The 13,797-nt window shown below is 64.4% G+C and carries 13 protein-coding genes; 9 read left to right on the plus strand and 4 right to left on the minus strand.

The window, feature by feature from the left end; all coding sequences use genetic code 11:
* Positions 1 to 7 precede the first annotated feature (7 nt).
* Genes DEM27_RS07440 through DEM27_RS07455 form a run of 4 tightly spaced genes read right to left on the minus strand, consistent with a single transcriptional unit; the run spans position 8 to position 4,754 of the window.
* Positions 8 to 943 carry an ABC transporter permease gene (locus tag DEM27_RS07440; RefSeq protein WP_109457556.1) on the minus strand — a complete coding sequence of 312 codons (936 nt, stop codon included), beginning with the start codon at positions 941 to 943 and terminating at the stop codon, positions 8 to 10.
* A 12-nt stretch (positions 944 to 955) separates the two neighbouring features.
* Positions 956 to 2,008 (minus strand): ABC transporter permease, encoded by a 1,053-nt coding sequence (locus DEM27_RS07445; protein ID WP_109457557.1) that lies wholly within the window; start codon positions 2,006 to 2,008, stop codon positions 956 to 958.
* 2 nt (positions 2,009 to 2,010) lie between these two features.
* A complete protein-coding gene (locus DEM27_RS07450) occupies positions 2,011 to 3,609 on the minus strand; it encodes an ABC transporter ATP-binding protein (RefSeq protein ID WP_245445700.1) in 1,599 nt (532 codons plus the stop codon).
* Between the two features lie 32 nt (positions 3,610 to 3,641).
* Positions 3,642 to 4,754 carry a BMP family ABC transporter substrate-binding protein gene (locus DEM27_RS07455; protein WP_109457559.1) on the minus strand — a complete coding sequence of 371 codons (1,113 nt, stop codon included), beginning with the start codon at positions 4,752 to 4,754 and terminating at the stop codon, positions 3,642 to 3,644.
* A gap of 488 nt (positions 4,755 to 5,242) precedes the next feature.
* On the opposite strand from DEM27_RS07455, the gene DEM27_RS07460 reads away from it, so the two are divergent.
* The 9 genes from DEM27_RS07460 to DEM27_RS07500 all read left to right on the plus strand — a co-directional run bounded on the left by DEM27_RS07460 (position 5,243) and on the right by DEM27_RS07500 (position 13,786).
* Positions 5,243 to 5,476 carry a hypothetical protein gene (locus DEM27_RS07460; protein ID WP_109457560.1) on the plus strand — a complete coding sequence of 78 codons (234 nt, stop codon included), beginning with the start codon at positions 5,243 to 5,245 and terminating at the stop codon, positions 5,474 to 5,476.
* A gap of 30 nt (positions 5,477 to 5,506) precedes the next feature.
* Positions 5,507 to 6,217 (plus strand): Rieske (2Fe-2S) protein, encoded by a 711-nt coding sequence (locus tag DEM27_RS07465; protein ID WP_109457561.1) that lies wholly within the window; start codon positions 5,507 to 5,509, stop codon positions 6,215 to 6,217.
* Positions 6,217 to 6,849 carry a glutathione S-transferase family protein gene (locus DEM27_RS07470; RefSeq protein ID WP_109457715.1) on the plus strand — a complete coding sequence of 211 codons (633 nt, stop codon included), beginning with the start codon at positions 6,217 to 6,219 and terminating at the stop codon, positions 6,847 to 6,849. Before DEM27_RS07465 ends, DEM27_RS07470 begins: the two co-directional genes overlap by 1 nt.
* A gap of 17 nt (positions 6,850 to 6,866) precedes the next feature.
* Complete coding sequence (locus tag DEM27_RS07475) at positions 6,867 to 8,669, plus strand: adenine deaminase (protein ID WP_109457562.1); 1,803 nt, start codon at positions 6,867 to 6,869, stop codon at positions 8,667 to 8,669.
* Positions 8,670 to 9,602: a LysR family transcriptional regulator gene (locus DEM27_RS07480; protein WP_109457563.1), complete on the plus strand. Its 933-nt coding sequence runs from the start codon at positions 8,670 to 8,672 to the stop codon at positions 9,600 to 9,602.
* Positions 9,603 to 9,695: 93 nt separating this feature from the next.
* Positions 9,696 to 10,196, plus strand: a complete 501-nt coding sequence (locus DEM27_RS07485) for a thiamine pyrophosphate-binding protein (protein ID WP_109457564.1) — start codon at positions 9,696 to 9,698, stop codon at positions 10,194 to 10,196.
* A complete protein-coding gene (locus DEM27_RS07490) occupies positions 10,193 to 10,801 on the plus strand; it encodes a thiamine pyrophosphate-dependent enzyme (RefSeq protein WP_109457565.1) in 609 nt (202 codons plus the stop codon). The genes DEM27_RS07485 and DEM27_RS07490 overlap by 4 nt, the downstream gene beginning before the upstream one ends.
* Positions 10,801 to 12,363, plus strand: a complete 1,563-nt coding sequence (locus DEM27_RS07495) for a GMC family oxidoreductase (protein WP_109457566.1) — start codon at positions 10,801 to 10,803, stop codon at positions 12,361 to 12,363. The genes DEM27_RS07490 and DEM27_RS07495 overlap by 1 nt, the downstream gene beginning before the upstream one ends.
* 43 nt (positions 12,364 to 12,406) lie before the next feature.
* Entirely contained in the window at positions 12,407 to 13,786 is a 1,380-nt protein-coding gene (locus tag DEM27_RS07500; RefSeq protein ID WP_109457567.1) for an amidohydrolase family protein, read from the plus strand.
* Positions 13,787 to 13,797 lie beyond the last annotated feature (11 nt).

Consider the following 13,797-nt stretch of genomic DNA (forward strand, 5'->3'; position numbering starts at 1 on the left):
AAAATCCTCAGCGTACGTCGCGATAATAGGGTTCACCAAGGGCGGCGGGTGCGGCCATGATGCGGCGCATGCGCTGCCAGGCGACAACAGGCACGATGATGAAGGCGATGGTGCCAAGGTACGGCAGCATCGACAGGATCGGCGCCGCGATCGGCCAGTTGCGCGCCTGGCCGACGAAACCGAGCGAGGTGATCAGGCCGAACAGCAGCGCCGCGCCCACCGCATTCAGCGGCCGGTATCCCGCAAAAATGACCAGCGACACCGCGATCCAGCCACGCCCCGCCACCACGCCCTCCGACCAGGACGGCACGAAGGCGAGCGTCAGGTAGGCGCCTGCCCCGCCAGCCAGCGCCGAACCGGCCGCGACATACCAGAAGCGGATTTTCTGCACCGGGATGCCGGCAGCATCGGCGGCGGCCGGATTTTCGCCGAGCGCGCGCATATTCAGCCCGTGGCGGGTACGGAACATCAGGTAATGCAAGGCGATCGGCAGCACGATGTAGATCAGGTAGACGAGGATGTTCTGGGTGAACAGGCCGCGGCCGATGACCGGGATCTCGCTGAGATAGGGGATGGCGATCGGCGCGAAGGTGGCCGGCGCCGGCATGCCGGAATAGGCCTTGCCGATGGTGGCGGCGAAACCGGTGCCCATCAGCGTCAGGGCAAGGCCGCAGAGCACCTGGTTGGCGCGGATATAGACGGTGACGAAAGCGAAGACGCAGCCGACCATGAGGCCGACCAGCAGGGCGCAGAGGAAACCGAGCGCCGGATTGGGAATGGCGACGACGGTGGCGATGCCGGTGATGGCGCCGAGCGCCATCAGGCCTTCCGCGCCGAGATTGACCACGCCCACCCGCTCGGCCAGCACTTCGCCGAGTGCCGCGAGCGCCAGCACGCCGCCGGCGAGGATGGATGTCTGGATGAGGCCGGCGATAAGATCCATGGCGAAAAATCCTCAGGCCTTGGCCGGTTCGGTGCGGATGATGCGGTAATGCGCCAGCTCGTCACCGATGGCGGTGAAGAACAGGATGAGGCCGGTGATGGCGAGCACGGTGGACACGTTCAGCCCCTGCGTCTGCAGGATGATGCCGGAATTGAGGATGATGCCCATCAGCGCCGCGCCCGCCAGCACACCCAGCGCCGAACCGCGCGCCAGAACGGCGACCATGATGCCGAGATAGCCGAAATTGTTGGAAATGCCGCCCTGCAGGCGATGCACGGTGCCGGCCACCTCGAACATGCCGGCAATGCCGGCAATGGCGCCCGACAGCAGCATGACGAGGATGAGGTGCCGGCGAAACGGCATGCCGGCATATTTCGCCGCCTGCGGATTGGAGCCGGCAATCCGCACCTCATAACCCCAGCGGGTGAAGGCAAGCACGGCTGCGACCAGGATGGTGATCACCACCGCCAGCGGAAAACCCCAATGGACGATGCCCCAGAATTCCGGAATGTCGTGCGGCAGCCGCGCCGTGGTGGCGAGCGCCTGGCCGCCCGGATCGAGCCATGGGCCGGTCGCCACCCAGTAGACCAGCAGGGTGGCGACGAAGTTGAGGAGCAGCGTGGTGATCAGCTCGTTGACGTCGGCATAGGCCCGCGCCAGCGTCGGGATGAGGATCCACAATGCGCCGCCGATGGCGCCGGCGACGAACATCAGCGGCAGCATCACAATGCTCGGGCCGGGGATGAACAGGGCCACGCCGGTCGCCGCGAAGGCGCCGGCATAAAACTGGCCCTCGCCGCCGATGTTCCACGCGCCGATGCGCTGGGCGACGGCGACGGAGAGGCCGGTGAGGATCAACGGCGTCACCAGGAGGCCGACATCCTCCAGCCCGAAGCTGGAGCCGAAGGTGGCCTTGATCACCTGGCCCGCAAGTTTCAGCGGGCTGGCGCCGGTGCCGGCGAGGATGATGCCGGCAACCAGCAGCGCCAGCACAATCGCCACAACGCGGGCGGCAAGGGCAGCGGATGGCGGGGCGGACGGAAAACGCTGGACACGAACGGACACGATCAGGCCTCCGCAGTGCTGGCGGCGGCAAAACCGCCGCGCTGGCCGCCCATCATCAGGCCGATGTCTTCGATGCTGGCGCTGCCGGTTTCGGCAATGCCCATGATTTCGCCATGGAACATCACGGCGATGCGATCGGAGAGGTTCAACAATTCCTCCAGCTCTTCTGAAATCAGGATGACGCCGACGCCGAGATCGCGCAGCTCGACGAAATAACGCATCATCGTGTTGATGGCGCCAACGTCGAGGCCGCGGCTCGGATAGGCTGCGATCAGCACCTTGTCGGCGATGCGCATCTCGCGACGGGCGACGAGGCGCTGCTGGTTGCCGCCGGAGAGGTTGCGCACCGGCATGCCGAAATCCGGCACCATGACGGAGGCCGCCTCGGCGATCTGCCGCGCGAGGCCGATGGCGGCGCGCGGACGGAAGAAGCGGCCGGCGGAGACCGGCGGTTTCATATATTCACGGATCACCGCATTGTCGGTGACGCTGAGCGCCGGCGCAAGGCCGCTGTAAAGCCGGTCCTCCGGGATATGCCCGACGCCGAAGGCGGCGAACTCGGCCGCGCCGGCGCCGGAAAAATCCTTGCCGCCGACGACGATTTCGCCCGATGCCGCCGGCCGCATGCCGGTCAGAACCTGGCTCAACTCCTTCTGGCCGTTGCCGGCAACGCCGGCGATCCCCAGAATTTCGCCGGCATGGATATCGAGCGAAATGCCCTTCAGCACCGTATTGCCGTCGCCGTTGCGGGCGGAAACCGAGCGCAGGCGCATGACCGGCGCTGTGGAGACAGGAGCTGCATTCGGCCCGCGGGCGCGCAAATTGCTGAGCACGATGTCGTGGCCGACCATCAGCCGGGCCAGCATCTTCTGCGAACAGTCCTTCGTCAGTTCCGTCGTCACCTTGCGGCCGCCGCGCAGCACGGTGATGCGGTCGGATATCTCCAAAACCTCGTCCAGCTTGTGGCTGATGAAGATGACGGCATTGCCGCGCGAGACGAATTCCTTCAGCGCCTTGAAAAGCTCGTGCGCCTCGGCCGGCGTCAGCACGGCGGTCGGTTCGTCGAGAATCAGGACGCGGGCGTTGCGGGTCAGGACGCGGAGGATTTCGACACGCTGCTGTTCGCCGGTGGAAAGATCGCCGACACGCGCCTGCGGCCGGACGGCGAGGTTGAGCGCCTTGGCAAGGTCTGCCGTGCGCGCCTCCAGCGCCTGGGCGCTGATGCGCTTCGGCGTCTCATCCCAGCCGAGATGGATATTTTCCGCCACGGTGAAGGCTTTCACCAGCTTGAAATGCTGGTGGACCATGCCGATGCCGGACGCGATCGCCTCGACCGGCGAGGCGAACGTCCTGGCATACCCGTCGATGATGATCTCGCCGGCATCGGGCTGGTAAATGCCGGTGAGGATGTTCATCAGGGTCGACTTGCCGGCGCCGTTTTCGCCCAGCAATGCATGGATTTCCCCCGGCATCACGTCGAGATCGACGTCCTTGTTGGCGATGACGCCGGGGAAATATTTGCAGATACCCTTGAGCAGCACGAGCGGCGGCGTTCCCGGAGCAATCTCCATGGTGGCAGGTGTTGCGGCAGACGCTGTCATGCTGTTCTCCGGACCTTTCGATCGTGCTGGCCTCAGAGGCCGACGACGCCTTCGATCGACCAATCCCAGTTGTAGAGTTCTTCTTCGGTCATGGTCTGGCCGGCGGCGACCTTCACATTGCCCTTCGAATCCTTGATTTCGCCGGTGAACGGGCTCCAGCCGCCGAGGATCTTTTCGCGGATGGCATCGGCCTGCTTGCGGGCTTCTTCCGGAACCGTCTCGCCCCAGGCATCGCGATCGACGCCGGCACCCATGGCCAGCAACGTTTGCGACGGCGTCCACTTGCCTTCGAGGCGCAGGCGCACCTGCTCGACGTAATATTTCTTGAAGTCGATGACGATCGACGAGACATAGGCCTTGGGGCCGTAACGGCGGATGTCGGTGTTCCACATCACCGCCTTGGCGCCACGCTGTTCGGCGACCTGCAGGTAACCCGCCTCGTCCATGATGCCGAACAGCAAGTCACAGCCGTTGTCGAGCAACGCCGTGCCGGCCTGGGTGGCAGCCTGCGGATCGAACCACGAGTTGATGACGACGACCTGGATCGTGGCATTGGGATTGACCGAGCGGGCGCCCATCAGGAAGGCGTTGGTGCCGGAAAAGACCGAAGGAACCGGGAAGGAAGCGACGTAACCGAGCTTGCCGGTCTTGCTCATCAGGCCGGCGGCGACGCCGGTGACATAGGTCGGATACCAGTGTGACAGGTAATAGGTGGACAGGTTTTCGAGCGGATTGCGGCCGTCGCACTCATAAAAGGCAACCTCCGGCGAGCGCTTGGCGACGTCGTAGAGGAAATCGCCGTAGTTCGAGGTGGCGAACACCATGTTGGCGCCTTCGGAGACGAACTGGCGGTACGTACGGGTGGCATCGGCCGAATAGGGAATGCTTTCGACGAACAGGGTCTTCAGCTTGGGGAAGGCCTCCTGCACCGCCTTCATGCCCTGGTCATGGCTCCAGGTCCAGCCTTCGTCGGTCACCGGGCCGGTATGGCCGAAGGCGATCACGGCGTTTTCTTCCGCCACGGCCGCCAGCGGCTCGGCGGCGCGTGCCGGACGGATCAGGCCGCCCGGCAGCAACAGCGACGTGCCGGCGGCAGCGCCCATGTTCAGAAAGCCGCGGCGGGAGAGATTACGCAGGTCGATCATGTGTTCCCCTTTTGATTGTAATGTCCAAGACATGAAAACTTTTGCGAAGCGGCACGGGAGTCTCGTCCTTTTCCGACGCAACAACCGTGCCAGTTGCCGGCAATCCCGGCAGGCTGCGCTCCGGCCGTTGGTGCGGACCGGAACGCGCCTTGAACGAGACCGAAAGCCGTCGGCCACGCCTAAAGGCAGCAGAAACGCCTGTGCGCCTCGCCCGAAAAAACGCTGGATCTTCGCTTGCTGACGCCTGTCGGCGGCCGATGGGAAAACTGTTTCAGATATGAGTTGTTCGCAATAGAGCCAATTTTTGCAGCCCGGCAATGCGCAGAAGGCAACATCCCGATCAAAAAAACCGCTTGAACTCCGGCTGCCCCAGTGCCTAAAATGCCTAAATCAGCGGCATGGCTATTTTTTAGGCTTGCAGCTCATGAATACGGCAAAGGGAATGGAATGACATCGATCTGTCGAATCGACGCGGGACGGGACTGAGAATGGAAGAAGCCAGCTTCACCTTTCTCGGCCGCCTCGAACCGGAGAGCTTCCTGGAGTTCGCCCGCCACCGCGCCCGCCGCCTGGATATCGCCCTGACGATCGGTGCCTGCAGCGCGGCGGCGATCGAGCTTTCCGTTGCCGGCGACGAGGTGCTGGTCGACGCCTTCGAGATGGCCTGCAGCCTCGGGCCTTATGACTGCATAATTCTGGATGTCGTGCGCACCGGCCATTGATGGCCGGCCGGCGCTTATGGAGCGTTTGATATGATTGAACACAAGAGCTGGATACCGGTGGCACTTTCCACCGCGCTGGAGCCGGGAACCTCGGCAGGAACGCTGGTCGGCGGCGGCGAACTGGTGGTGTGGCGCGACACCAGGGGTGCCGCGCATGTCTGGGAAGACCGCTGTCCGCATCGCGGCATGCGCATGAGTTTCGGTTTCGTGCGCGGCGACCACATCGCCTGCCTCTATCACGGCTGGCAATACGACACCGCTGGCCAGTGCCAATATATCCCGGCGCACCCGACCCTCGACGTGCCGAAGACCATCAAGGTGCCGACCTATACGGCGGCGGAAAAGGGCGGCATCATCTGGGCGGCGCCGTCCTCGGAAGCAGCGGAAGCCGCTATCCCGGTCGAGGATGGCGAAGTGGTGCCCGTCCGCAGCATCTACATCGATCGCCCGTTCGCGGCCGTGCTTGCGGCGCTGACAAACGCCAACATCCCCGCCTTCACCGGTGATACCGCGCCGCGCTTCGAAACCATCGCCGACGGGATCGTTATCGTCTCCACCGGCGCCGACCGCCTGCTGATCGCCTGCCAGCCCTTCAACCCGACGCGTACAGCGCTGCACCTCGTCATCCAGGGGTCGGCGGAAACCTATGGCGGTGCCGGGCAGAAACACTTCGCCCGCTGGGCGGAAACCTTCCGCCTGCTGCTGGAAACCGCCTCTACACCCGTTGCGGAGGTGGCATGATGCCGGCGATCACCCTCTACAATTACGATCTCGACGAAAACAGTTTTCGCGTCCGCCTGATGCTTGCCATGCTGAAGCTGGAGCACGCGACCATCGCCATCGACATGTTTCCCGGACAGGAGCAGACGAGGCCGGCGATGCTGGCCATCAACTCGCAGGGCACCCTGCCCGTGCTCGTGGATGGCGATCTAACGCTTGCCGGCACCGAGGCGATTCTTTCCTACCTTGCCAAAGCATACGACCCGGCCCGGACTTGGCTGCCCGAAGATGCCGCCGGTTTCGGCCGCGTCCAGGGCTGGCTGCATTTTTCAGCCACCATGCTCGAAAACGCCAAGCAGGCTCGCCTGCAGGCTCTGTTCGACACGCCGGGCGATGAAACGGCCCTGCGCGCCGCGGCGCGAAAAGCCTTCCGCATCATGGACGACCACATGACGGCGCGGCATTTCGACGGTGCGGACTGGTTTGTCGGGGACAAGCCGAGTTTGGCGGATCTGACGCTGTTCCCCTCCTTCGCCTTGAGCCGGGATTTTGGTATCGATCATGACGAGTTCCCGGCGCTTCGGCTGTGGATTCGCAAATTTCGCGCCTTGCCCGGTTTCTTCACGATGCCGGGCATTCCCGATTACCATTGACCCGATTGGATGACCCCATGAGCAGTTTGACCCGCTTTTCCGTCGCGCCGCTGTCGACCATGACCCGCCGGCTCGCCGACGTCGCTTCCGGCCGCACCGCGCCGGACCTGGTGATCAGGGACGCCCGCGTGCTCTCCACCTATTCCGAGCGGATCCTGCCGGGCAAGGAGATCTGGTTGGCGAACGGCCGCATCGCCGCCGTCAAGCCGGCCGGCACCTACAAAAGCGGTTCGGCCAAGCTTTACGACGCCCGCGGCGGCATCATCGCGCCGGGCCTCGTCGATCCGCATATCCACATCGAATCGTCGATGGTGACGGCCTGCGCTTACGCGGAAGCCGCCCTTCTGAACGGCACGACCACCATTTTCTGCGACAGCCACGAGATCGGCAACGTCATGGACGTCGCCGGCGTCGAGGCGATGCTGGAGGATGCCCGCGAGGCGCCGCTGTCGATCTTCCTGACGGTGCCGAGCACCGTGCCGGCCACCTCGCCGGAACTGGAAACCGCCGGCGGCGACCTGACGCCGGAAAAGATAGCCGCTTTGTTCGACAAATGGCCGGAAGCCGTGGCACTCGGCGAAAAGATGGATTTCGTGCCGGTCGCCATGGGCGACGAGCGTAGCCATGCCATCCTCGCCGCCGCCCTGTCGCGCGGCCGCCCGGTCTCGGGCCATGTCTACGGCCGCGAGTTCGTCGCCGCTTACGCAGCGTCGGGTGTCAGCGACACGCATGAGGCCATCGACCGCGACATCGCCGACGACCTGCTCGAGGCCGGCGTATGGCTGTTCCTGCGCGGCGGCCCGCCGACGACGCCGTGGCATTCGCTGCCGGAAGCGATCAAGACGATCACCGAGCTCGGCGCCTCGCACAAGCGTATTGCCGTATGCACTGACGACCGCGACGCCGACGACCTGCTGCTCTTCGGTCTGGACTGGGTCACCCGCGAGGCGATCAAATACGGCATGAAGCCGGAACAGGCCTGGGCCATGGGCTCACTGCACGGCGCCACCCGTTTCGGCATGGAGAACGAAATCGGCGGACTCGGCGGCGGCCGCCGCGCCGACATCGTGCTGCTTTCCGACGACCTCAAGCCGGTCAACACCTGGTATGGCGGCGAACTGGTGGTCGAGGGCGGCAAGATCACCTCGACACTCGATGCCGCACTTTCGAAGCCGTACCGCTATCCGGAGGCGGCCTACCACACCGTCAAGCTGCCGAAGGCGATCAAGCTGACGCCGGAACTGCCGACCGAAAAGGTGATCGCCCACACGATAAAAACCGAGCTTCCGGGCATCACGCTCGGCCATATCAAGGTCGCACTGGAGCCGGCCAACGACTGGCAGACACATTTCGACCGCCACGGCCTGTGCTTCGTCACCGTCATCGAGCGCCACGGCAAGTCGAGCGGCAATGTCGGCTACGGCCTGCTCAACAATTTCGGCTTGAAGAACGGCGCCGTCGCCTCCTCGGTCGGCCATGACAGCCACAACATCATCATTGCCGGCACCAACGAGGCCGACATGCAGGTGGCGTTGCAGGCGGTCGCCGAAACGCAAGGCGGCGTCTGCGTCGTCGTCGATGGCAAGGTCACGGCGCATGTGGCCCTGCCGATTGCCGGCCTGCTCTCCGACAAGCGCGTCCATGACGTTGCCGACGAGGTGAAGGCGCTGAAGGTCGAGTGGGAAAAGGCCGGCTGCACCATCGCCTACATGGGCTTCAACCTCATCCCGCTGTCGGTGATCCCGGAAATCCGCATCACCGACAAGGGCAACGTGCTGGTGCCGGAAATGGCGATCCAGCCGCTGTTCGAGGCGGTGTAAATGGATCCCTACCGGCTCGGACTGGTCGCCACCCGCATCCATTATTTCCAGCTGGTGGCACGGCTCGGCTCGATCCGGCAGGCATCGCAAGCCCTCAACGTCGCGCCGTCCTCGGTCAGCCGTATTTTGCGGCAGCTCGAGGACGAGCTCGGCACGCCGCTGTTCGAGCGGGTGCGGCAGCGGCTGAAACTCACCAGCGCCGGCGAGCTGATGCTCTACCACGCCCGCGTCAGTCTCTCCGAACTCAACCGCGCCTGCAACGAAATCAATGACCTGCACGGCCTGCATCGCGGCACGGTTTCCATCGCGGTGATCGAAAGCGTTGCGCGCGGCATCATGCCGGCGGCGCTGGAGGAATTCTGGGGCCGGCATCCGGCGATCACCGTCAACGTCAAGGTGGTCGGCTCGCAGCAGGCGGCCAACATGGTGGCGGAAGGCGAATGCGACCTCGCCATGGTCTTCGACGTCCGCGTGCCGCGCACCATCCGCCGCATTGCCACCGTTTCCCTGCCGCTCGGTGTTCTCGCCGTGCCGGGAAGCAAACTGGCGCAGAAGAAGGAATTGCGGCTCTTCGACCTCGCCGGCGAGAAGGTGATCCTCTCCGATACCAGCCTGATGCTGTCGAGTTCGATCGAGGAAACCTTCTCCCGCTCGCTGACCGATCTCAACCGCCGTTCACGCACCAATTCCATCGGCCTGATGATCGAGATGGCCAAACGCGGGCTCGGCACGGTGTTGCAGACGCGGGTCGGCATCGAGCAGGAAATCGCCGACGGCGCGCTGATTTTCGTGCCGCTGCGCGATTCGAAGTTCAATCCGCGCAAGCTGATGCTGCTCTCCCGCTCCGAGAAGGAGATGCCCGACGCCGCCTCGGCCCTCGGCAAGCTGCTGGCGCAGATGATCGAGCGCATCGGCGCGGCCGAGGATCGGTAAAGTGTTGCGCGTCGCGCAACATGTCGATCGGAAATGATGGGCTATTCGAAACACCGTGCAGCTGCGATCCTCTTTTCAAAGTGAGGATTTAGCATGAAGACATCTGCGGTCGATGCCGTTATTCGCGGGCTGAAGAAGGCGGGGGTGAGCATCGTCTGCTACCTGCCCGATTCGCTGTTCAAGGAACTCTATCCGGCGCTCGATGCCGATCCCGACATCCGCACCATCCGCGTCACCAACGAGGGCGAAGGCGCAGCAATCTGCGGCGGCGTCTTCCTCTCCGGCAAGCGTGCCGCCCTCGTCATGGAAAATTCCGGCCTGCGCGCCTCGGTCGAACCGCTCGCCCGCATGGGCCTCGGTGCCGGCATCCCGGTCGTCATGCTGATGAGCTATCGCGGAGAACTCGGCGAGAACAACTGGTGGGCCATTCCGCACGGCATCACCATGGAGCCGGTGCTGGATGCGTTGCGCATCCCCTACCGCATCGTGCGCGAGGAAGAGGCGATCGAGCAGTCGATCGTCGATGCCTACAACTGGTCCTACAACGCCTATTACCACTCCGCCATCGCGCTCGGGGGGAGCATCGTCCGATGAAACGTTTCGACTGCATGACGAAACTTGCCGCCAGGCTGAAGGACGAACTGGTCATCCTCTCCCTCGGCGCCAGCGTCGACGAATGGTACAATGCCGCGCCGCATATGCGCGCCGCCAGCCTGTTCCAGCAGCAGCTCGGCTGCGTCACGCCGCAGGCCTTCGGCCTCGCCGCCGGCCTGCCGCACCGCCGCGTCGTCTCGCTCGACACCGATGGCGGCATGATGTTCAACCTCGGCATCCTGGCGACGCTCGGCAACGAGCAGCCGGAGAACCTGTTCACCGTCGTCTGGGACAACGAGTGTTACCAGTCCATCGGCGGCCCGCCGACCCACACCGCCTTCGGCCGCGTCGATATCGCCGCCATCGCCCGTGGCGCCGGTGTCGAGCATGCCTACACGGCGCGCACATTGGAGGAATTCGAGGCACATTGCGAAGCAGGCCTGAAGGCCGAGTTACCTTACATCGTCGTTGCCAAGGTGGCCGGCACGGTGCAGCCCGACATCAAGCGCAAGCATTCCGATGGCCGCGAGGACAAGTACATTTTCGTCCGCCATGTCGAGGCAACGGAAGGTATCGTCATCATGGGGCCAAGTGAGCACAACTGATGACCACACCCTTCATCCCCCAGCGCCCGCTCGAAAAGGCCTATGACTACATCGTCGTCGGCAGCGGTTCCGGGGGCTGCGCCGTCGCCCGCCGGCTGATCGACGGTTGCGATGCCACCGTGCTGGTCATCGAAGCGGGCGAGCCCGGCATCGGGGTGACCGAGATCGACGATCCGGCCGCCTGGGTGCCGCTCGGCCGCAGCCACTACGACTGGGGTTACGATTACGCCCCGACGCCGCGCATCAACGGCCGCACCATCGGCATTCCGCGCGGCAAGGTGCTGGGCGGGTCGAGCGCCATCAACGCCATGATGTGGTATCGCGGCCACCGGATGGACTACGATGCCTGGCAGGCCGCCGGCTGCGACGGCTGGTCGTTCAAGGACGTACTGCCCTACTTCAAGCGCTGCGAAGACTGGGAGGGTGGAGAAACGGAATTCCGCGGTGCGGGCGGACCCTTGCGCATCGAGCGGCCTGCGGCTCTCCACCCGGTGGCGGAAGCCATGCTCGGCGGCTCGGCCGAACTCGGCATCCCCGTCATCGACGATCCCAACGGCGAGAGCAACGAGGGCGCCACGCCGGCGAATTTCAACATCTCCGCCGGCAAGCGCTGGACATCGGCGAAAGGATATCTCCATCCGATTCTCGACAATGACCGCCTGACGGTGCTGACCGGCTCGCTCGCCATCGGCCTGACGGTCGAGAACGGCAGGGCGACGGCGGTGCGCCATCTGGTCGACGGCATCGCCCGCGAAACCCGCGCCACCTCCGGCATCGTTCTCGCCCTCGGCGCCATCGATACGCCGCGGCTGCTGATGCTCTCCGGCATCGGTGACCCCAAAGAATTGAAGCGGCTCGGCATCCCGGTCGTCGCTGCACTGCCGGGTGTCGGGCAGAACCTGCAGGATCATCCGCTGGTGCAGGCCTGCGTCTTCCGCGCCAAACAGCCGCTCGGGCCGGTGATCGGCAATGGCGGCGGTACGATGATCAACTGGAAATCCCGCGCCGGCCTGTCGCAACCCGACCTCCACGCCTTCCCGGTGCAGGGCAACAGCGCCGAACCGCGCCTGCGCCAGCTCTACGACACGTCCGGCGACGTCTTTTCCATCGGCGCCGGGCTAATGCACTCCAAAAGCGCCGGATACCTGCGCCTGCTGAGCGGCGAGCCGCTCGGCCCGCTGGAAATCCAGCCGAATTACCTGGCCGAGCCGGAGGACCTCGATGCCCTCGTTTTTGCCGTCGAGACGGTGATGGAACTGGCGACAACCCGGGCCTATGCCGAGCTGTTTGCCGGTTATGCCGCGCCCGACCGGCGGATGACCCGGCGGGAGACGATAGAGTTCATCCGCAACGGCTGCTCCACCTTCTTCCACACCTGCGGCACCTGCGCCATGGGCAAGGGCGAGATGGCCGTAGTGGACAACCGGCTTAGCGTCCACGGCATCGAAGGACTGAGCATCGCCGATGCCTCCGTTATACCGATCATTCCCACCTGCAACACCCATGCGCCGGCAACGATGATCGGCGAGCGCGCCGCGGCCTTCCTCCTCGGTTCGGCCTGAGAATTGCATGTCCAACGACAAAACACGGGGACCGTAAACGGCCATGACCGAAACGACAAAAATCATCGCCGGGGATGCGCTGCTGACCATGGATGCCGGCAACCGCGTCATCGCCGACGGCGCAGTCCTGATCGAAGCCGGCCGCATCGCCGCCGTGGGCACGCTCGCCGAACTGACGGTCGCGCATCCCACCGTTGCCGTCCACAAGACGGCCGACACGGTGCTGATGCCCGGCCTCGTCAATGCCCATGCCCATTCCGGTTTCTTGCGCGGCACCGCCGAACATCTGCCGGTCTGGGATTGGCTGACGCTGCACATCAACCCGATGCACCGCATGCTGCAGCCGCACGAGGCCGAGGCCGCCTCGTGGCTGTGTTATGCCGAGTCGCTGCTTTCGGGCACCACGACCGTCGTCGACATGTGGCGCTACATGGAGGGCAGCGCCAAAGTGGCGGAGGCGATCGGCAGCCGGCTCGTCGCCGTGCCCTATGTCGGCGAACATCCCGATTACGACTATTTCGATACGCTCGACATGAACGAGGCGCTGATCGAAAGCTGGCACCGCAAGGCCGATGGCCGCGTCAACGTCTGGGTCGGCCTGGAACACCTGTTTTATGCCGACGAGGCCGGCCAGCGCCGCGCCATCGACATGGCGAAGAAACATAAGACCGGTTTCCATACGCATTGCAGCGAGGCGGAAATCGAGGTCGCCGAATTCCTGAAGCGCTTCGGCAAGCGGCCGATGTTTGCGCTCGAAGAACTGGGCTTCTTCGAAACACCGTTGGCGATGATCGCTCACGGCGTATGGATCGATCCCTCCGAGATCGAGATGATCTCGACATACAATGTCTCGGTCGCCCACAATCCGGTCAGCAACATGAAGCTCGCAAGCGGCATCGCTCTGGTCGACGACATGATCAAGGCCGGCGTCGCCGTCGGCATCGGCACGGATGGCGAGAAGGAAAACAACAATTTCGACATGTTCGAGGAGATGAAGGTCGCCTCGCTGCTCGGCAAGCTGAAGGACCGCGACGCCGCCGCCATGGACAGCTGGCAGGTGTTGCGCATGGCGACTATCCTCGGCGCGAAGGCGATCGGCCTCGACCATGAGATCGGTTCGCTGGAGGTCGGCAAGCGGGCCGATATCATCGCCGTGCGCTGCGATACGCCGCGCATGACGCCGTTCTTCGCCGATGGCCCCTATTTCAACCTGCAGCACAATCTGGTGCATGCCGTGCGCGGCAGCGATGTCGCCATGACCATGGTCGACGGCAAGGTGCTGGTCGAGGACGGCGTGCTGAAGACTGCCGACATCAAGGTGATCATCGCCGAGATCCACCGCGTCGCCCCCGGCCTCTTCGCCCGCCGTGCCGACTGGCTTGCGCAAAACCGGGGCGGCACGATGCAGTGGACCAAGGCGTAACCAGGGAGACG

The organism is Rhizobium album (assembly GCF_003122325.1).
Taxonomy (GTDB): domain Bacteria; phylum Pseudomonadota; class Alphaproteobacteria; order Rhizobiales; family Rhizobiaceae; genus Metarhizobium; species Metarhizobium album.

Excerpts from the sequence above, each read along its gene's own strand:
- DEM27_RS07440 (WP_109457556.1), bottom strand. The coding sequence starts at position 943 with ATGGATCTTATCGCCGGCCTCATCCAGACATCCATCCTCGCCGGCGGC.
- DEM27_RS07450 (WP_245445700.1), bottom strand. The coding sequence starts at position 3,609 with ATGACAGCGTCTGCCGCAACACCTGCCACCATGGAGATTGCTCCGGGA.
- DEM27_RS07455 (WP_109457559.1), bottom strand. The coding sequence starts at position 4,754 with ATGATCGACCTGCGTAATCTCTCCCGCCGCGGCTTTCTGAACATGGGC.
- DEM27_RS07460 (WP_109457560.1), top strand. The coding sequence starts at position 5,243 with ATGGAAGAAGCCAGCTTCACCTTTCTCGGCCGCCTCGAACCGGAGAGC.
- DEM27_RS07465 (WP_109457561.1), top strand. The coding sequence starts at position 5,507 with ATGATTGAACACAAGAGCTGGATACCGGTGGCACTTTCCACCGCGCTG.
- DEM27_RS07470 (WP_109457715.1), top strand. The coding sequence starts at position 6,217 with ATGCCGGCGATCACCCTCTACAATTACGATCTCGACGAAAACAGTTTT.
- DEM27_RS07475 (WP_109457562.1), top strand. The coding sequence starts at position 6,867 with ATGAGCAGTTTGACCCGCTTTTCCGTCGCGCCGCTGTCGACCATGACC.
- DEM27_RS07480 (WP_109457563.1), top strand. The coding sequence starts at position 8,670 with ATGGATCCCTACCGGCTCGGACTGGTCGCCACCCGCATCCATTATTTC.
- DEM27_RS07485 (WP_109457564.1), top strand. The coding sequence starts at position 9,696 with ATGAAGACATCTGCGGTCGATGCCGTTATTCGCGGGCTGAAGAAGGCG.
- DEM27_RS07490 (WP_109457565.1), top strand. The coding sequence starts at position 10,193 with ATGAAACGTTTCGACTGCATGACGAAACTTGCCGCCAGGCTGAAGGAC.
- DEM27_RS07495 (WP_109457566.1), top strand. The coding sequence starts at position 10,801 with ATGACCACACCCTTCATCCCCCAGCGCCCGCTCGAAAAGGCCTATGAC.
- DEM27_RS07500 (WP_109457567.1), top strand. The coding sequence starts at position 12,407 with ATGACCGAAACGACAAAAATCATCGCCGGGGATGCGCTGCTGACCATG.